At 43.5% G+C, this 21,716-nt stretch carries 7 protein-coding genes and 1 pseudogene; 2 read left to right on the plus strand and 6 right to left on the minus strand.

What is annotated here, in order from left to right; all coding sequences use genetic code 11:
* Positions 1-138: 138 nt before the first annotated feature.
* Positions 139-1,164 carry an IS701 family transposase gene (locus IM676_RS07850; protein ID WP_200990024.1) on the plus strand — a complete coding sequence of 342 codons (1,026 nt, stop codon included), beginning with the start codon at positions 139-141 and terminating at the stop codon, positions 1,162-1,164.
* Here IM676_RS07850 and IM676_RS07855 read toward each other — a convergent pair.
* The 6 genes from IM676_RS07855 to xth all read right to left on the minus strand — a co-directional run bounded on the left by IM676_RS07855 (position 1,161) and on the right by xth (position 20,884).
* On the minus strand, positions 1,161-12,083 hold the full coding sequence (locus IM676_RS07855) for a beta strand repeat-containing protein (protein WP_200989672.1): 10,923 nt from the start codon (positions 12,081-12,083) through the stop codon (positions 1,161-1,163). The two genes, IM676_RS07850 and IM676_RS07855, sit on opposite strands and share 4 nt — an antisense overlap.
* An 86-nt stretch (positions 12,084-12,169) precedes the next feature.
* A complete protein-coding gene (locus tag IM676_RS07860; protein WP_200989673.1) occupies positions 12,170-16,570 on the minus strand; it encodes a DUF4347 domain-containing protein in 4,401 nt (1,466 codons plus the stop codon).
* A gap of 275 nt (positions 16,571-16,845) precedes the next feature.
* Positions 16,846-17,124, minus strand: coding sequence for a hypothetical protein (locus IM676_RS07865; protein WP_200989674.1), 279 nt, complete (start codon positions 17,122-17,124; stop codon positions 16,846-16,848).
* A gap of 482 nt (positions 17,125-17,606) precedes the next feature.
* Entirely contained in the window at positions 17,607-19,103 is a 1,497-nt protein-coding gene (locus IM676_RS07870; protein ID WP_200989675.1) for an HlyD family efflux transporter periplasmic adaptor subunit, read from the minus strand.
* Positions 19,104-19,187: 84 nt separating this feature from the next.
* Positions 19,188-20,063, minus strand: a complete 876-nt coding sequence (locus IM676_RS07875) for an SDR family oxidoreductase (protein ID WP_200989676.1) — start codon at positions 20,061-20,063, stop codon at positions 19,188-19,190.
* 38 nt (positions 20,064-20,101) lie between these two features.
* Entirely contained in the window at positions 20,102-20,884 is a 783-nt protein-coding gene (xth, locus tag IM676_RS07880) for an exodeoxyribonuclease III (RefSeq protein WP_200989677.1), read from the minus strand.
* A gap of 474 nt (positions 20,885-21,358) precedes the next feature.
* Between xth and IM676_RS07885 the strand changes: the two are divergent.
* Positions 21,359-21,650, plus strand: a pseudogene (locus tag IM676_RS07885) (glycosyltransferase family 4 protein); the annotation flags it as partial.
* Positions 21,651-21,716 lie beyond the last annotated feature (66 nt).

Raw genomic sequence — 21,716 nt, forward strand, 5'->3', positions numbered from 1 at the left:
TCTAAGCCAAAGGCTTTAAATAATTTACCCAGGTTTAAGGACAGGTCTAATACCTTCTTCTCTAGGAGTTACGCATTGACAGAATAACAAAATAGTGAATTGATAAATATAGGTCGTCTACTTGCTAGGTATCAGACAATTAGAAAAATCACGAAACCATCCACAGCGCAATGCAATCTAGACCTATACACCTTATTTTTACTGTCAGAGCCAAAGTTTGGGGGGTGCAGTAGGTTAGCAGAGATATTAGGAGACGTTTCACATGATAGTGTGAATCGCTTTTTATTGAGAGAGCGATATGAACCGAAAGATTTATTCAACATTATAGAAAAAGTTATTAACTTGGTAGGAGGAATACTAAGTGTAGATGATACAGTGATAGAAAAGATTTACAGCGACCCCAAAAATGCTGAATTAATCGGTTATTTTTGGTCAGGTAAAGCCCATAAAACAATTATTGGCTTAAATTTAATCACTCTATATTACAGTGATATTCATGGTAATTCAGTGCCAATAAATTACAGAATATATGATAAAAAGGAGGGAAAAACAAAAAACGATTATTTTAGAGAAATGGTAAGTGAAATAATAAGCTGGGGAGTCAAACCCAGAATTGTAACAGGTGATAGTTGGTATTCAGGAGTAGAAAATTTGAAATTCCTAAAAAACCAGAAATTGGGTTTTCTCTTCGGAATTGAAAAAAATAGAACTGTTTCAAATGAGCCACACAAGTATTGTCAAGTAAGCACTCTGGCTATTCCCGAAGAAGGATTAAGGACTCATCTGAAAGAATTTGGATTTATAAAGTTGTTGAGGAAAGACTTTAAAAAAGAAGACTCTAGACACTATATTTTGTATCTTCCAGATGAGGAAAGAATCGAGGATATAACTAGAAATGAATTTATGACAATTCATGATACTCATTGGGGAATTGAAACCTTTCATCGAGCCATAAAACAAGTATGTGGAATTTGTCGGTTCATGGTTAGGGATACTCATGCAATTAAGACTCACATCTTTTGTTCACTTCAAGCTTTTGTTAAGTTGGAGTTTATGCGCTCTGAAAAAATAATTAGCAATTGGTATGAAATACAACGGAATCTGTTTACTTTAGTTGTACGTGAGCATATTTTTGCTAATCTTAATAGCGATCGCATGATCTAGATATCATAGATCATATTTTTTGTCAATGCGTAAGTCCTATTCTCATATTTAAAGATGTAAATTCCGGTTTTCTCCTGTCCTTCCGTCCACAGGTAAAACTTGTTGGGAGTGGGTTGATATTTAATTTGATCATTAACACCATTAGTTACCTGGTTAACTAAGTTGTAATCTATGGCATTACTAACTGTATTATGAACCCCTTGATAATTAACAGTTTGGATACCTTCAGCATCTAAGGTATATTCTGTCTTTTTCAGAGTCTCTGTGTCAATAATGGTAATTTTACCTTTACGGTTGGTGGTGGTGTCGATGTTGTTGAGAATTAATTTATAAGGACTTTGGTTATTAATGTCTAAGTTTGTGTAACCATTCGCCACCCGTAACTGACCATTACCTGTGCTGAAAATTTGCCCGGCGATGGTAATCTGTCCCCCTTTGGGGATAATATCATCTAAAATAATGGCCTGTTGATTGGGGTCAAAGTAACCATCTACTGGTACTTGGTCTTCACCGAAGCTAATCCCCCGGATGGTTCGCCCGTTGTCATCGGTGAAGTTAGTAATATGATTACCAGGGTTAAAATCAGGTGCAATATCTAACTCAATGGTGGTAACTCCACTCTGAATAATGCCGTTAACATTCAAGTACCGAGCAGTGATACTAATTAAACCCTGGGCGAGAATGCGGGAACGGTTCTCATTAATAGCGGACTGTAAATCTTGTCCTTCAATGTCACCAGCATCAAAGTAAGTCTTAGCATCCGGTTTACCCCATGGGTCATAAACCGCAGCTCTGGTAATATCCAGGTTTAAATATTGTCGGGGGTCGCGGTTGGTGTGGAACCAACCATTAGTATTTAAGTTAAAGTTACGCGCTGCATTAATTGTAATTGCTGCGGCTCTAATTTGCCCAGAGACGTGAATACTCCCTTCTCTGTTGTCAATGAATAAATCCCCAGCTTCGTTGATGACATCACCGAGGATGTATATGTCCTGGTCAGCGGAGGGGATGGTGATTTCTCCTAAGTCATATTGACTGTTGGGGAAAGCGTCTTGAACTATGGAGATGTTTTTAGGACTAGTGTTATTTACCTGGGTGAGGGGACTGTTATTAAAGTAAATATTGCCAGGTTGTAAAACTGTATATTCCCCATCAATGATTTTAATCCGTTTGTTGTCCCGGATGATAGCATCATTGACATTGAGGGTAAAGGGAGACTGGTTAGTTACCCGAATTTCCGCCCCTGACCTAGCTATTAATTTCTTGTTATTAATTAAGGGTTGATATTTACTCCCCGCTCCATCTGCTTCGATGAAAATAGAACCAGGAGCAGCATAGATGTTAGGAAGATTGACAAACAGTAAATCTAACTGTTCTTTAACAAAACCAGTTTCTGGGTCTATTAAACCGGAGTCGGCGATCGCTTGGTCAATTGCTGCTAACTGTACCTCATACCTAGCGATCGCTTCTGGGTCTGTCCCATGGCTTCCCATCCAGTCTAATACTTGGTTTCTCTGTTCTATCAACAGATTCCCTAAACTAGCATAGGTTAAAGTCACGTCATCTAGTTCCGTGGGTTTCACCACATAGAATTTATTCTGGAGACTGTTTTTAAATTTAACCGTGGTATCACTATCATAAACCGTCTTATCCGTCAATACTGGACTAGTTCCCAAATGTTCCCAGCGCTGGGTATCGCCATAATTCTCTTTCTCCAACATCACAGCATCAGGAGCGGGGTCAGTTATGGGGATATACCTGTAATAATGTCCTACCCTTCCCCCGGAGTTGGCTCCCCGGATGACTCTCACCAAGGTTCCGGTGTATATAGATAAACTCAGGGAATCGAGATTTAAGGCCTTGTACTCATACTTGGTTTCTGCATCCAAGCCCAGATCAGATTTTTCGGCATCTGTCAACTGATTGTTAGCAATCCCTTGTCTGTTGAGCTTTGTATCCAACCGCGCCGGGTTTAACTGCTGCACACCCCCCACCGTTACGGGTTTAATTTGCACGGTGGACTTATTATTAATTCCGGCTTCGATTAAGACATCATTACTAATATTTACCTGATTACTGCTGTCTACATCGGCGCCATTGGGAACATCAAAGCCAAACGGCACTAACGATATATTTACCACACTACCATCAGTTTGCGCCCGCTGTCTTCCCCCAATCCCCTCGTTAGCTACTAGGGTGACATCTTCCAAAGCTCGAATAATGGTCTTTCCTGAAATATCAATCCGATTAACTTCATTGATCTTCGCCTTGACATCGGGGATGCTAAAACTGGGACCAAAGGAAACAGTAGTAATTTGTCCATTGGCGGAACTCTCTAGCAAGTTAGGAACTGCAAAACTGTCTCTACCAGTAAACAGGTAAATGTCACTCCCCTTGAGGAGAGCATCTTTAACGGTAATCTGTTGGGTAGCATCTACCCTAGTTTTAGCATTAGCAGCCGCAACGCCGCTAAAGGCAGAAGCGGAGAAAATATCTGTACTAACAAAGGTCTCCCCATTAGACCGGGAGGTTAAGTACATATCCCCAGATTTATTTTCTAGGGTAGCAGTATCGATATTAATCCCTGACCTGGTTTGGGCGTTAACTTCCGACAGACCTACGGCGACGCTAAAGCCGCTGAAGGTGTCAACTTCTACCTTGTCAATGGCGCTAACATCAGTGAGGGTTTCAATTCTGAATACCCCCCGGTTGGCGTTAGTTCCCTTAACGGTAATATTAGTATTCTTACCAATATTTACCACCGCCTCTAGGGGATTAGTAGAAGTCCCCACAGCTGTACTACTCTTGAGGACAGACACAACCCCCGCACCTGCGGAACCGGTTCTGAGATTGGCCTCACCATCGCTGGTGTATGCTTCTTTAATGAGGCGATTTACCGCTGCGATCGCCAAATTATCCGCTGTAATATTGCTGTTAGCCCCAATGTCCACATTAGTTTTACTGGTAACCAGATTCTCCACCACAGCCCCCGTACCCGCAGCCAGAGCCACGGCGTAACTGTCAGCAGACCCATCTACCTTTTGTTTGAGATTGGAAGTAACAAAAAGACTCTTGAGGTTGATGGTGGTATTGTCCCCAATGCGCGCCAAGGTGGAATAATCATTAGTCACGGTGGAAGAAGCACCCAAACCAGTAACTACCCCCGCACCGGCGGCGATACTTTCCGGGAGTAGGTCAGAAACACCACTCGCCTCTATAGTCAACAACCGCCCATTGACCACGGAACCATTACCCAGGGTAGCGGTTACCTCGTTAACATTATTACCTTTGCCTAGGGTAATCTCCGCAATCATCGCCCCGGCAGCTAAAGCACCTAGAGCGCCGCCCTTAGCATCAGTCCTGACTTTATTATCCCCTGTGGCTTTAATTTCGACATTACCCAGGGCATTTAAGGTTACACCTTCGGTAAATGCTCTGACTACGGTGGTAATATTACTTATAGCTTTGTTAGCTGTAACACCAGCCCCAATCCCAGCGGCGGCGGCAATACCTATAGATAGGGTCTGGGGAATATGACTAACAGCATTAGCTGTAATAGTAGTGTTTTTAGCAGTAATACTCAAAGGAGTAGCACTGGCAGCCCAAACCCTAGTGGGGTCATTATCCACAAAGGACTCAACGGTACTCCTAACCTGATTCTTGACTAACGCCACACCCAGAGCCAGGGCTACAGCACCACCCGCAGCAGTTGCGGCTTTAGCCTCCCCTGTGACCTGAGCATCCTCATGAGCCAGAATACTCACATCTTCCCCACTCACCAGGGTCATCAACCCCGTCACCCTGGAGGTAACATTATTCGCAACAGTATTACTAATATTAATACCACCACCACTCACGGCCAAAGCACCCGCAGCTACAGAAGCACTGACAGCATCAACATCATTAATATGTGCCTGCGCCGCAGTGGCATTAACAGTAATATCTTTTAAACTTTCGATAGTTCTCGCAGCATTGCTGTGAATGTAGGCTTGGATGTCATTACTAATTTCATTCACTACCAGAGACGCAGCCACAGACAAACCCGCCACACTAGCAGCCACAGCCACACCCATAGCCGAAGCTTTAGTTACCTCACTGTGGGAGTTAGCTTTAACCTCCACAGACCCTAAATTGATTACCCCCGTGTTTTGGAGATAAGCATAGACCCTAGAAGCCATCTTATTAGTCACAGCCGCCCCACTACCAGCAGCCGCTCCACCAATACCAGCCGCCACAGCTACAGCCCCAGCAAAGGCGATCGACTTCACAGACTCAACCCCAGTAGCAGCAACCCGCACATCACCAGTTGCAGTCACCGTTGACCCCTCAACATAAGCCAGAACCTGGTTCTTATAGCCAGTAGAGTCCTGAACACCATCAAAGCCAATCAAATTCCTAGCTAGGCTTACACCCATAGCCCCAGCCGCAGCTACCAGACCCCCACCCAGAGAACCCGCCGCCGCACCCACCACCGCAGAGAGGTTTACATTGCTGTCTGCCTTTACAACCACATCCCCACCAACGCCAGCAGTCTCCACATTGCTACTAACCACATAAGCCCCAACCCTGTTAGCAACAACATTTGTCCCCTCAGCCCCAGCACCACTGAGAGCCACACCCAGAGAAGAAACACCCACAGCCAGAGCAGCCGCCACAGAAGTAGTTTTAATTTGAGCGGTTTCCTTAGCTGAAAGGGCAACTTCACCATTAGTAGTTTTGAGATTAACCTTCTGGAGGTAAGCCAACACCTCATTTTTAATGGTATTCCGAGCCAGAGACACGCCAATAGAGACAGAGACAGCCCCCGCCCCGGCGAAGGAAGCCGCGAGGGATGCAGCACCGGTGAAGGATTCAATGGTAGAGCTATCATCAGCGATTAACTTAACTTCCTTAGCTGTGACAGTAATAGGAGCAGTGACAGTGCTGGCAATGTAGGAGTTAACTTTACTATTAATTTTGTTCTCTGCACTCACACCGGCTCCGCTCAAGCCCACACCAGCCGTACCCGCTGCTGCTACTGCAAAGGAACCAGCCGCTACAGTAGCAGAAATATCAGTATCGGCGATCGCACTTTGATGTAAGTTACCAGTGGCTGTGACATTGGCATTATTAATGTAGGCTTGAACTTCTCCTGTAATTTTATTTTCAGCCACTGCTGCCCCAATGGATACACCTACCCCCGCAGTACCGCCACCACCCACAGCCCCAGATGCTGCTACAATCAGGGCATCAATTTTAGATGTATTTTCTGATCTCAGAGTTATATCACCAGCACTAGTAATAGTGCCTCTATTAATATAGGCATTATTTTTATAGGTGATAATATTATCTGCCCTTGCCCCAGCCCCACTCACTGCTATACCCGCCGTACCCGCTAACCCAGCAGCGAGGGAAGCGGCGATAGAACTGGCTTGAATCGAAGCAGCTTCTTTCACCAATGCCATTAAAGCCCCTGTGTTAGTGGTGACGTTAGCATTGCTGGTGTAGGCTGTCACTTCACTAGTAATGGTATTCTGAGCTAAAGACACACCAATAGATAAGGAGACACCCGCCGTACCCGCAAAGGAGGCCGCCAGGGAAGCTGCACCGGTGAAGGATTCAATGGTAGAGCTATCATCGGCGATTAATTTGACTTCCTTGGCTGTGACAGTAATAGGAGCAGTGGCAGTGCTGGCAATGTAGGAGTTAACTTTACTATTAATTTTGTTTTCCGCACTCACACCAGCCCCGCCCAAGCCTACGCCCACTTTGCCACCACCAGCTACCGCAAAGGAACCGGCAAATACAGTGGCTAAAATCACAGCATCGGAGATCGCCCTTTGATGTAAGTTACCACTGGCAGTAACTTGGGAATTATTAATATAAGCCTGGATTTCTTGGGTAATGGCATTGTTCGCAACACCTACTCCCACGGAAGCAGCAGCCCCTAACTTACCACCAAAAGCTAGAGCACCGGAAGCCGCCAAAATCATAGCATCAACAGATGCACTATTTTGTGATGTCAGTTCTACATTAACTGCGTTAATAATTCGACTGTTATCAATGTAGGCATTATTTTTAGACAGAATGATATTATCAGCCGTAGCACCAGCCCCACTCACAGCAAAACCTGCCTTACTAGCAACTGCTGCTGCTACAGAAGCGGCGATGGAAGTAGCAGAAATGGCTGTTTCCTGTCTCCACCGGCTGCCATCATTGTAATTCTCCTCAGCCAGATTGTGAGTTACTAATTGCCAACGACCAGTATTGCTATAATCTTCAACACTCAAATCAATACCATTAATATTCACCTTAGCTTGATAAAACCCACCGCCAGTACCACCGCCAGCATAATCATTAGCCAACTTGATAATGTTCCCGGCGGTAATATTGACCAAATCATCTGGTGTTGTAGATTCAGTGGTGTAATTATAAGCTTCCCCTAAGAAACGATACACTTTATCATCAGCAGTTTTCACCCTATCCCCAATCATCAAAGCCTTTGTCTGGGAGATATCATACCGATGATTAAACTTACTCTGGTCTTCCAGGGTATTTGCTTGGAGAATGACCGAGCCTGTAATAGTGGCATGGACATCTTTAATGTAGGCAGTGACTTGATTATCAATATAGTTACTTGCCAAAGACAAACCTAAAGAAATAGATCCGCTAACTTTACCCCCCGACAAGGAAGCTCCCACAGATACAGCCTGGGCGTCACCGGTAATGCGGGAAGTATCCGCCGCTTTCACAGTTAGATTCCCACCTTGAGCCGTAATGGCTGTAGTCCCAGCACCATCAATATAGGCATTAGTCCGGGTGGCTATCTTATTGGTAGCCTCTAGCCCTGCAGCACTCAACCCCAAACCATTACCTTGCAAAGACAAACCAACCGCAACAGAGGTAACAGCCACCGTAGCATCAATGAAAGTATTTGATGTTGCACTCAAGGTAATGCCCTTAGCCGCAGTAATGGCACTATTCAGAGCATAGGCTTGTACCTCGAAAGGATTGGGAGTAGTTTGACTATACTCATTCCAACCGATTAAGTTACGGGCTACAGAAGCCCCAATGGAAGCACCGGGGGTAAAACCTTGACTAGCAGCTACGGCAACAGATAGGGATGTTACCTTCGCAGTGATACTACCGTCATTGGTAGCACTGATAGTGACTACCCCTTGGTTTTCCCCTGTACCCGTTGCCACCACAGGGGCGTTATCTAAATAAGCATTAGCTTTACCCCGAATTAAATTGAAGGCTAACGCCCCACCACCACTAAAGCCAATAGCATTTTGACCAGAGTTCAAACTCACTGCAACGGCAATGGAGGAAGCAATAGAACTAGCCTCAATAGCTGCGTTCTGTTGGGCACTAACGGTAACACTGCCATTAGTAGCTGTAACGGAGCCATTCTTGATATAAGCTTCCGTGTTATTGAGGATTTCATTGCGGGCAGCACTGAAGCCCACAGATACTGTATTGGTTGATGCTGCCCCCACTCCCACCGCCAGGGATGGGGCTTTCACATTGGCATCAATGGTAGATGTATTACTTACCTCTACTCGCACACTACCATTATTGGCTCTGACAGTAGGGGTATTTTCCAAGTACGCCCGGCTCAGGGTACCCACTTTGTTGAGGGCTACTACTGCACCCACACTCACAGATGTGTTACTAGACTCAGTTTGTAAAGTGCCCACAATGGCTGTGGATGACGTGCCAATATTTGCAGATATATTAGCCTCAGAACTGGCAGTTACAGTTAAACCACCCGCAGACTGAATACTAGAGTTGAGAATGTATGCTTGCACTTCTGCTAAATCTGCCGTACCAATACTAGAACCAAACAGGGTATCAATGGTGTTGAATAAGAAGTTCTGTGGTTGCCAGCCTATGGTATTGAATGCTAAGGTAACGCCTACAGAAACGCCTTTAGATGTGGTATTACTAGTAATCTCGGCATCAATAATAGAAGTGTTTTGAGCATCGACAGTCACACCACCTATATTAGTTGTGATATTACTGCCGGTAATGTAGGCTTTAGCATCACTTAATACTAAATTATTAGCAATAATGCCATTAACGGCTATGGATGAACTACTGGCAATGATACTGCCACCTATAGCCTCCACCGTACTTGTATCGGTAGCTTTAATGGTGGCATTTTCTAAGGCAGATACACTGACATCTGCCACGGTCATGGTGGCTTGCTTGATAAAGCTTTCCACCCCGCCCCTGACATCATTACGGACAATCAACCCACCAATGCCCATAGAATCAGAGCCAGTTATACTCAGTCCTACATATTTGTTACCCCATGCCAAGGCATCATCTACAGCACTATCTAAGGGAATTTTCTCCCATTTACCACTGCTATAGTCTACAGTACCTAAATCAAGATTTTCTCCCTCTGCATCCGTGCCAACAAACTGATAAAAGCCACCGGCATCTCCACCGTTAGTATATTCATCGTCTACTCGGACAATTTGGGAGTTTTTAACATCGCGCTGCCCTGATTTAGTCGTGTATTGATAAGAACCTGAAAGAATATTATCAAATAGAGTGGTGATTACCAAACCGGGGTTATTAGTGGTGGATGAGAGAGCTTGTAAAGTACTATCAGCTACAATATGAGCCTCATCTACCGCAGATATAGTCATGCTGCCTGTGGCATTGACGGTATTCAACTGCAAATTGCTGCGATTATAGTCAATATATGCCTTAGCATCCGTGTTAACCATGTTATTGGCTACCACAAAGCCCATACTCTTACTGCTCGCATCTGCAAAAGCTGTGGCTACTGATGTGGAATTATTGCTAATCGTGGCATTGATTTGGGCATCATTAGTAGCTGTCAGGGAAATATCTCCCGTGGCGTTAACCGTGGTATTAAATAAGAAGGCGTGTACCTTAGCTGGTTGCTGGCTATTAAAGGCATCGGCAATGACGGGGTCACCCAGTAAGGTATCTATAGCCTGGAACATGAAGAATTTTTGTGACTTCCAGCCAATGGTGTTAAATGCCATTGTCACTCCCACCCCTGTATCGCCACTGCTGATAGTATTTAATGTCTGTGCGTTAATGTGGGAAGTATTTTGAGCATCTAAGGTTAGGTTGCCAGTGTTGACGTTACTTTCGCTAATGTAAGCTTGGGAATCACTGAGGATCAGGTTAGTAGCAATGACTCCACTCGCAGCAAGTACATTTCCCTTACCCATGACAGTACCGCCGGAAGCTGTGGCAGTAATATCTGCGGTTGCGCTGATTTCTGAGGTCTCCAGAGACTTTAAAGTTATTTCCCCTGCGGTGACTTCTCCCCTGTTGATGTAGGCAACTACATTACTTTTCACGTCATTCAAGACTACCAGCCCCCCAACACCCACAGCATCAGAGTCTCCCCCATAAGCAAGATTTAACCCTTGGGGTACTAATTGGGTTTCCGGTACTTGTTTCCAGTAACCTTTATCACTATAGTTTTCATTACTGAGGTCTAATGTGGCAGTAGTACCCATATATTCATATACACTGCCTGGTTTGCCCAATTCTGAGTCATAATCATCAGTGAGACGAACTCTGTCGCCAAATTTGACCGTCCTTTGCCCCTCTAAACTTCTAAAATCAACCTTTAAGCGATCGTTGATTCCTTCTTGGAGAAGGGCTGCACCACCATCATTGGTAGTGGTAGAAGAAGAAACGATTTTACTATTGGCATAAATACCAGCATTGTCTTGGGCTGCGATCGTCAGTTCCCCAGCGACATTAACTATGCGCTTACCCCTGTAAACACTATCATAATCAATATATGCTTCAACGTTACTACTAAGTTTATTACTGGCTAAAATTAACCCAGCGCTCTTGCCACTCGCACCATATAAAGCTGAAGCTGTCGAATCCGCCGCATTACTAACAGTAGCGTTGATTTTTACTTCAGAGATGGCAGAGACAAATAAATTACCCTCGACATTAACTTCAGTATTTCTGATATAGGCTTTTACACTAGCAGGCTGCTCTCCTGATAAAGCCCCGGAAATCAGGGGATCGCCAATTAACGTATCCAGAGCATTAGCAAAAACATTTTGCGGTTTCCAGCCAATAGAGTTAAAAGCTAACACACCAGATCCACCCGTATCCCCCGTAGACAGCGAACTTAGGAGGGTAGCATCAATTATGGACTTGTTATCCGCAGTAATATTTACATTCCCGGTACTATTAATCGTACTGTTGCTGATGTAGGCTTCTGCTTGACTCAGTACCAGGTTAGTAACTGCTATCCCCCCTCCTGCTACTACTGTACCACTGCCATAGAAACTACCTCCTGATGCGGTAATCTCACTCTCTGTATTAGCTGTAATAATTGCTGATTCTTCGGCTTTGATGCTAATACTATCGGCGGTAATTTGGGCTTTGTTTATCCAACTTCCTACCTGACTACGTACATCATTACGTACTACCATTGCTCCTACGGCTTTAGCATCTGAATCACTGATGTTACCTATATTTGGTACATAATCCGCTGTTTCTTGGGTGATTTTCTGCCAGCGGCTGGTATTTGTATAGTCTTCTGTGCCTAAGTCAACTATCAAGTCTAAATCTGTACCCAAGAATCTGTATACACTACCACCATCTCCCCCACGGCTGTAATCCGCTGCTAGTCTGACTTTGTTAATCAAGGGTATGAGTAATTTGGTTCCTGAAGCGGTGGTATATTCATAGTCATCTAAATAATTCAGGTAGTTTTGAATAATTCCTAAGCCGCCATCGTTGGTGGTTACGGATTTACTGACTATGGTACTGGTGGCTTCTATTCCCGCTGTGTCTTTGGCTGTGATGCTAATGTCCCCACCTACTGTCACTACTCCTGGTGTGGTGGTGCTGTAGTCTATGTAGGCTTGGGCTTGGCTGTTCACTAGGTTACTAATTAGGGCTGCCCCTATGGCCATACCCTATCCATTACCCGGATCTTTCTTAACATTCGTGAGAGCGATCGCTCGCAAACCCCCAAACCTTAATCCTCCGTTGATTATTCTCAATAAAATAAGGGTTTTATCAAGAATAATAAGGTACATTTTGTCAAGAGTACGGAAATTTTCAAGCGTTGAAACCCTTGCCACATAAATGTTTCAACATTATTAAGAAAAATGTGGGTAATGGATAGGGCCATACCGGAGGCGTTAATCAGGGCTGATGCGGCTGATTCGGCTTGGTTGCTAACTTTGGCTGTGATTTGTGCGGTGGAGTCTGCTAGTAAGGTCAGATTTCCCGCGGCTGTGATGCTGCTGTCTTGGATGTAGGCTTTGACTGTGAATGGTTTAGCAGTGCCTAACACTGAATCCCCTAATAAGGCATCTAGGCTGTTGGATAATATGTTTTGTGGTTGCCAGCCTATGGTGTTGAAGGCTAGGGTGACTCCGGCGGCTGTATCTCCTGATGTGGCGTTGGTGAAGATGGTGGCATTTATCTGACCGTCTGATATCCCCTCAAGTGTAATATCCCCGGTGCTGGTTTCTATTTTACTGTTAGTGATATAGGCTGTGGTTTCGCTGACTACTGTGTTGGTGGCTATGGTGCCACTTGCGGCTATGACTGTACCACTACCGTAGGAACTACCCCCTGATGCTGATGCTGTGGTTTCTGCTAGGGCTGTGATTTGGCTGCTGTCTTGGGCACTGATGCTCAGGCTACTACCTTTAACATCTCCATTGTGGATGTAGCTACTGACTTGACTGCGGACGTCGTTACGTACTACTAATCCCCCTACTCCCATGGCGTCTGAGTCGCTGATGTTTAACCCGGCGGGGAGGATGTTGATGTTGTTGAGGGCTTTCCATAGGGCATAGTTGGTATAGTCTTGTGTGCCTAGGTCTATGGTGGCGGCAGTGCCCATGTATTGGTACACTTGCCCTGCTATGCCTTTGTCTTCGGCGTAATCCCTGGCTAGTCTAACTTGGTCTCCGAATTTTAGCTGTTTGCTGCCGGAGTTGCTGGTATATTTATATTCTTCTAGTAACTGTTTCCCTAGGTTATTGCGGATGCCTACTCCGCCATCATTGCTGGTGTTGGAGGAGGCTATAACTTTGGTGTCGGCGTTAATGTGGCTTTTATCCAGGGAAGCGATGTCTATGCTGCCTGTTACTTGGATTTTCCCTGTCTGTTGTGTGTTGTCTATGTAGGCTTGGGCATTACTGTTGATGAGGTTACTAGCTAATATGCCACTGGTGGCCATACCGGTGGCCTCAATCAGGGCTGATGCGGCTGATGTGGCTTCGTTACTGACTAGGGCTGTGATTTGCTGTTGGGATTGGGCTGTGAGGGTGAGATTCCCGGTGGCGGTGACGGTGGATTTTTCTATGTAGGCTTTGACTTGGGCTGTCTTGGCTGTACCCAGGATGGCACTTCCTAATAGGGCATCCAGGGTGCCAGCAAATATGTTTTGTGGTTCCCATCCTATGGTATTGAATGCTACTGTTACCCCTACGGCTTTGTCTCCTGATGTGGAGGCGCTCTTGTTTTCTGCTTCTATTTGGGATGTGTTGCTCGCTGCTACTGTGATATCCCCACTGCTGTTAATATTGCTGTTGCTAATGTACGCTTGTGCTTGACTGAGGATTTCGTTGACTGCTAAGGTGCCGTTGACTGCTATGACTGTGCCTGTTCCATAGGCGCTACCTCCTGATGCTGTGATGCTACTGTCTATTTTGGCTGTGATGCTGGCATTTTCTATGGATTGGATGCTCAATTGTGTGGTTGTCAGGGTGCTGTTTTTGATGTAGCTTTCTACTTTGCCACTGACTTGGTTTGTAACTACTAATCCCCCTGCTGCCGTGGCATCTGAGTCACTGATGTTGTTTCCTTGGGGAATTATTTCCGTACCTGTGACTGGTTTCCAGTCCCCATAGTCGCTGTAGTCGGCTGTGCTCAGGTCTATGCTCGTGTTATTTAGTCCTAGGTATTCGTATACTTTCCCTGTGGTTGCTTCTCTAACTCTTTCCCCAAATTTCAGGGTTCTTTGCCCTTCGTTGCTGTTATAGTCGGCTTTGATGAGGTTGTTGATTCCCCCTTGCAGGAGGGCGGCGCCGCCGTCGTTGGTGGTAATGCTAGAGGATACTATTTTGCTGTTGCTGTATATGCCTATGTTGTCTTGGGCTGTGATGTCTGTTTTACCGCCAATGACACCGCTATCTACTAGGCTATCTATGTAAGCTGCTACTGTTGTGCTGACTTTGTTGCTGGCGAGGATACCACTGCTTGCCATACTACTAGCTCCATACACAGATGAGGCGGTAGATTCGGCAGCGTTGCTGACTGTGGCGTTGATTTGGGCTGCTGATGTGGCTAAGATGGATAAATCATCGGCAACAGTAATTGTGACATTTTTCAAGTATGCCTGAACATCTGCTGATTCCTCTGTTATCCCTACACTGGTTCCTATCAAGTCATCTAGTGTCTTGTTAAACCAATCACTAACCCAACCAATAGCGTTAAAGGCTATGGATGTTCCTAGTCCAAATCCATCTACGGGTACTAGTGATTCAGATTCTGCAAAGGCACTGATTTGAGCGGTAGCATCAATGATTGAGGTGTCTTGTGCTTGGATGACAATATCCCCAGTGTTCACTGTTTCTAAGGTACTGTCTTCAATGTATGCCCTGGTGTCACCTAATATGGAGTTGGCTGAATATGTCCCATCAAGTTGAATATTGACAGAAATAAGGGGACTTTGTGAGCTATTATCACTGATTTGTGTAGCGGGAGTATTGGCTATAGCCTGCTGATTTTTCTGGGCTTTAACGTTAATATCGCCACCATTAACTGTGATGTCGGAGTTCTGAATATACGCTTGTGTTGTACGGTTTAAGGTATTTACTGTTGCTGAACCAGTAAATCCTAATTGCCCTAAACCTGTGTTTATGTCAATGCTCATGCCCGGGGAAATGGCAGTCGCTTTGCTATTATCCTGTGCTATCAGGGACAATCCGCCATTACCAAGTATTATATTATTACTATCAGTTATATAGGCTTGAATATCTCCGGTAATTTGATTAACTACCTGTAATGCTTGTGCCTTGATGTTAGCATTACTTTCAGCTTTAACTGTCAGTGCGCCTGATTGAATGCCACTATTACTAATCCCAATTTCCACTTGTCCATGGAAATGGTTATTAATAGATATACCTTGATTTTCTGCGGTGAGTGTTATATTTTCTTGAGCTACAATATTGATATTGTTGGTGGCAATAATATTGCTATTGCCAATGTTGACTGTGGCAAGACCATTGATAGTATTTGTTCCTAGGATCGCCGATGATAAATAGTTGCCTTCCCTAATTACCTGTAAATCTAAATTACTGACATTAAGTGTGGCGTTATCTAGGTGAATAGTTGCTTGTTCGCTGGTGTTAATAATGTCAGAAATTAATGTTCCTTCTGTTTGCGTTATCCCAGTGAAATTTCCGGCGGTAATTTCCCCAGCTAGGTTGATTTGTGCTCTGGTTATTTCTGCTGCTAAGTTCGCAACGGCGCTAAAGGTGATGTTGCCTGTGGTGGTAATTTTCCCACTGGTGTTGAGGGAAATTTTTTCACCTCGCACAATGAGGTGAGCACTACCTAATTCTATGCTGGAGTCAATGATAATTTCATCATCGCCATCCAGAGTATCTATGGTTAATGACTCGGATGGTTTATCAAAACTAATAGTGGCAAAGGTTGGTATTTCTCCTATATCAATTAAGGTTAATTTACCGGTATTATCTGTTGTTAATTTAAGTTTGTCTCCTAAGTTTGTGAGAGTAATTATGGTGTTAGTGGAATCATTGTTGTATGATGGTTGTGGTAGTAAAAGTCCTGAGTAACTGCTAAGTGTTTGTGTAAGTGTTTCTGGATTAAAGATGGAAGCCACTTCTGCGGTTTGAAATTCTAGCAGCCAATCACCACCTAAACTCGCATTTCCTGTTAGGTTATCTGATGCTGCTACATCAGCCCCTGTAATTTGACTAATATTTTGTACGAAAGATTCCCCTAATTCACCAGCGGCTACATTACATCCATAAAATAATAGGTCACCTTGTGGGCGCAGTGCTTCTCCCCAGGTTCTTAGTGAATTTTCGTAATTCCATAAGTTATCCTGGGACAAAAAGGCACTACCTAGCTGTACACCACCAGGTTGACCATGACTGAAAATATGGATGGCATCTAAATCACTGTAATTTCGTAATTTATCGGTAATTTGAGTAATTCCATGGTAATTGCTATCTAAAGCGATCGCATGGATATTGGCATCCAATTTCTCAATTAGTGTTTGATAATTATATAACTGGGAATCAACAAAGGCAATTTCTCTGATGGGAGGATGGAAAGGATATGGACTGTGAGATAGTAGAATATCATCATCTGTATTAAATGGATTAGTGGTAGGTTGAATGATATCCATAACAAAATAGTAATTGAATTAGTAATTTTGATTTCTATGAGTATTGGAAATCGGTAATTAAGTTTTGAATCTATAATGAGAAGCTGCTCAAAAAGTGCAGAATACCTCTCTTGGCCTGATAAATTTAATTACAATTTAACGAGTTATCTCTAGAAAGAGAGTGTAGTCTCTTTCTAGATTTTTTCCTCTAGATATTTTTAATGGTGATTTTATTTAGATAAACTTACTTGGGTTTCGTGGATCAGCCTGATCATGACTACTGAATCAAGAGTTAATTAAACTAGATTAAAAACACCATTATCTTCTGTAGGAGCATTAGCAATTTGTATTTCTCCTTCCTGTTGTGCTCTGGGTTGAGATTCCGGTTGTGTTTCCCCCGATATACTTTCTAATTGCTCATCAGGTACTTGTAGATTAATCATAGTACTTGGTGCATTATTGAGAAACTCAACTCCAGTTGCTACCTCGCGATATGGACGATTTAAGAGATAGTTGAGTAAGGCATCACGCTGTTCTTGTGTAATTAAGTATACTTTTTTCTGAATCTGTGGCATAAATGACTGCTCCTTTGTTTATCCAATAAATAAAGTTTGATAGCGCCAGCGCTGCTGCAAGTATCGAACGTGAAAGAATGTCGTTTACTCCCTGAAAGACTGACTGTATGGGTAGCAAACATCGGAATTACAACAGATTGCAAGTAAGCATATTAGATAATAAAGTTGCTGACCTGCACGATGTAACTTAAGTATTTATGTTTCTCTAACGTGAAGATACACTGTAATTTTTGTTACTTATTGTTAATTATTTAACTGCAAATCTTTTCTATTTGCATTTATGATTGTAATCTCGATTGCGATATATTTCTTTCACAAAATTAATGTAATTGCTGAATGGTGTCGGATCATCGCTACAGATATAGAAACTCAACAATACTTACTTAATATTAGTGGTCTAGTTAATAGCTCCTGTGAATTCACAGGAGCATAGCTCCTGGGAATTCACTAATAGGGTGTACACACCCCGGCCCTTGTGTAATTTACCTGACTGAGAATGCTTGACTAAATCTGCGAGTTACAGGCTCAATAATAAAAGTTAAAACTGACTTTTGACGAGTGACAATTTCACCCTGAGCAACCATTCCGGGGGTAAAGGGTACTTTTTCGCCCTGGACGTTGATGGAGTGTTGAGTAAGCTGTATTCTGGTGGGGAAAACTAAACCTAATTCTTGATCAGCAATGGCATTGGGGCTAATTTGCACGACTTTACCATCAATAGTGCCAAATTCTTGAAAGGGAAAAGTTGCCATTTTCACCTTGGCTTGCATACCTGGACGAATAAAGCCAATATCGCGATTGCGAACTTTCACTTCTAATAATATTTCTTCCCCTGCGGGTAAGATAGATAGCAATTCTTCACCGGGTTGTACTGGACCTGGGGTGGCTCTGACCTTGTAAACTGTGCCTGTAACAGGGGCTGTAATAGTTTCCCCCGCTTGCTGTTTTTTCGCTTGTTCGAGCTGACCGTTAATACTGCTGAGTTCCTCTTGGCGCTGTTTGATTTGGGTGAGAATTTCACTTTGGCGTTCAGATGCTAAACGCTTGGCCTGTTGACGAACTCCTTGATAGGCTTGTTCTGCTTGTCGAATTTCTTGGGATTGGGCGGTAATCTCCCTTTTTAAGGATGCTATTCTGTCTTGAATTTCTGTTAGTCTATTCTGGGCGTTAATTACTTCATCCTTAGCTCTGGTCATGTCTGTATTGGCGCGATTTAATCTTTCCTGCGCCTCTAGGTAATCAAGTCTAGGTAATGCGCCAGGATGAATGAGCGTCCGTAGATTTTCTTCCCTTTGTTGGGCGATCGCCACATTTTTTGCTATTGAAGTAACGACATTTTCGGCATTGGCCAAATTAGTTTGGGCATTTTCCAGAGTGCTTTGAGCGTTGACTAAGTTTTCTTGTAAGCGACTAGAGCGTTCTTTTATCTGTGCAATCATTGCTTGTTGGCGATTGGCTTCGGCTTCGGCCACAGCTTGACGGGCTTGGTAATCTGCAAGGCGGGATGCTAAGAGTTCATCTTGTAGTTTTGTCCCAGTGTCTGTAGTACCAATGCGTTCTGCTTCTAAACGTTGTAAGTCTTGGGAGATCAATTTTGCAGCTTGGGCGAGGCGATTCACGTCTGTTTGTTTCAAGTCTGGGTCGCGTTGAATCAAAACTTGATCCTTAGTGACATAATCGCCCTCTTGTACCTTGACTTTGACAATAGAGCCACCAGTTAAAGATGTTACTGGCCGTACCTGTGTAGAGGCGATTAATTCCCCCGGTGCGATCGCCACTTCATCGATTTGAGAGAAATTAGCCCAGGCGATCGCACCAAATACCACTAAGCTGAGTGTTCCAGCTAAGACTCTGGTATATAATGGGGGTAATTCCTGTACAGCCTTACCCAATTCATAGGAGAGTTGATCTTCTGGTTTAGCAAATTGTTGTTTTGTTTGACGAGCTTGAGCAGCATTTGCCAGTAAGGAATATTTCATAAAATTTTAGATTATGGGGGAATGGGGAATGGGGAATGGGAAGTTGATTCTCCCCTGCTGTTTTATCCCCATTCATCAATTAATTCAAATTGCCAGATAGCGGCGCAGAAAATTTTCTAAAGTTTCTAAGTGAAAATTGAAAATCCTCTCCAAATTAGCTATTTCCTCTTGGCGACAGAAAAATTCATTGGCCAGCAATGTGCGATAAGTTCCTAAATTTGCTTGTGTTTGGGGATTAAATAAACCCAAGGTACTGCGTAACCCATCAACCATGAACAGAGGTAAGTTAATTACTAATGGTTCTTTATTGAAGATGCGACCAAAGATAGTGGGGATATCCTGGCGCAATAAAATCTCCGGTCCTCCCACCGGTAATATTTGGTTGCATGCGCCCTCAGCTGTGACTGAGTCCACTATTATCTTGGCTAAATCATCCGTACTAATAACAGAACTACGGTTTTGAGGATCACCAATGAGTAGATACAAACCTGTTTCGCGAAAACGTTCTGCCAATGGCAGTAAGTTAGATGCTAATCCAGATGGGCGTAGAATTGTGTAATTCAAGCCACTAGCTTCTAAATATTGTTCTACTGCTCTTTTGGCTTTGAATACGGGAGCATCCTCATAACCCCGTTCGGCTCCCAGGACGGAAATAAACACAAAGTGTTTAATTCCATGAGCTTTTGCCTGATCAATGAGTTCAATATTAGCGCGATAGTCTAGAGATAGGGGGTCACCATCAGAACCATGGGAGCTGATAATGTAGTCCACACTGCGACAAGCTTTTGCAATATCCTGGTCTTCTCGCAAATCACCGATGAAGATTTCTGCTCCTCGGTGTTCTAACTCGTGATAACGCGAAGTGAGGCGGACAAATGCTCTCACTGACTTTTGTTGTAGGCGTAGGAGTCGCACCACTCGGCGACCAATTCCTCCCGTTGCTCCAGTTACCAGAAACATAAGGATTTTGGCTGATGAATTCCATCTACAACCCTAATCTAAAATTCTACGATTACCGGAGTATGGTCGCTAGGTTGGGGTAATTTTCTGGGAGTGATGTCAATGATGCAGCTTTTAGCTCTTTCATACAGGATGGGGCTAAGATAATGGTGGTCAATGCGCCAACCCATATTCCGCCTAAAAGCGGCGGCGCGATAGTCCCACCAACTGTAGTGTCCCCCCTCGCTGGTGAATTTGCGAAAGGCATCTGCAAAGCCTAAATCCAGAATATCTCGTAAGGATTGGCGCTCTGGTGCCGATGCCATAATATGATTGTCAACATTAACTTTCTCATGAATGTCTTCTGGGGTTAAGGCGATGTTGAAGTCGCCACATATACATATTCCAGCTTGTGACTGTAGAAGGGTTTGCAAATACTGGCGCAGGACTGTCAACCAGCGGAGCTTAAATTCGTATTTTTCGCTGCCCAGGGCTGAACCGTTGGGGACATATACATTTACAATCCGAATACCCTCTATTACCCCTGTAATGACTCGCTTCTGTAGATCCCATAGTGGGTCAATATTGGGTAGAATCGGCGTGAAACCGGCGCTGATGTCGGTCATTGGTTGACGACTAATCAGGGCGACGCCATTATAGGCTTTTTGTCCAGAGAAATAAGTATAATAACCCAGTTCTTCTAATGGCGATCGCGGAAAGTCCGCATCTATAACTTTTGTTTCCTGTAAACAGAGGACATCGATGGGATTTTCCTTTAACCAAAATATCACCTGTTCCAGGCGAGTGCGAATTGAGTTCACATTCCAAGTGGCTATTTTCATTTTTTTATGCAAAAAAAATATTAATTTTTAATTAGTTTTGGCAGGAATTATTTTACATGACTTTAGTTAATCTATTTTGGTTAACTTATGGTTAATAGAAATTACAAATATCTGAGTTAATTAGTATTAATAGCTACAAAAATTATTATTGTGTAACTGCAAATACAAAAAATACGAACTATGGCATGATCCCCAAGGTAGATGCAACCAGTCTCAATTTAGATATATTCTAAAGGTATGGCTGCTGATTAGCCATTATTGATGTGGGAAACTCTCTTGGTGATGGTTAATCATATCCTTAACTAACATCTGCTTCCCAAATGTCAACACGGTAAATTTATGTCACAAAAAGTAAGTACAAATTTTCTGTTTTGAGAAGCTGATGTAAATACTTATTCTGAGTAATTTTTCACCGGGGGAACTGAAACAGCTGATGAAGTCCACTCAGATCCTTCCCCTATGGGAAATAGTTACGCTTTGGTATCAACTCGCACTGTCCATACCTTGCACAATCCTTTTACCCCAGATAATCAGAAACTATTTACCTACCATCGCCAGCAACCTTATGTCAGTATTAGCAAAGCCCAGCAGCCGATTAAACTTAACTATGTCGCTACTTATAACGGTATAGAAGCTCAGGATTATCCCTTCATAGTCCAACCACAAAAACCCTATTATTTAGCGTTTTTAGGCCGCTTTTCTGTTGGAAAAGGGTCTTCAAGAGGCGATCGCCATTGCTAAACAAACTGGTTGGCCTTTGAAAATAGTTATTTAGATACAGATCAGCTCAGATTTTAATGAAATTTTTTTTCCAACTTTTAAACAACAAATT

The organism is Anabaenopsis elenkinii CCIBt3563, assembly GCF_015245355.1.
GTDB lineage: Bacteria > Cyanobacteriota > Cyanobacteriia > Cyanobacteriales > Nostocaceae > Anabaenopsis > Anabaenopsis elenkinii.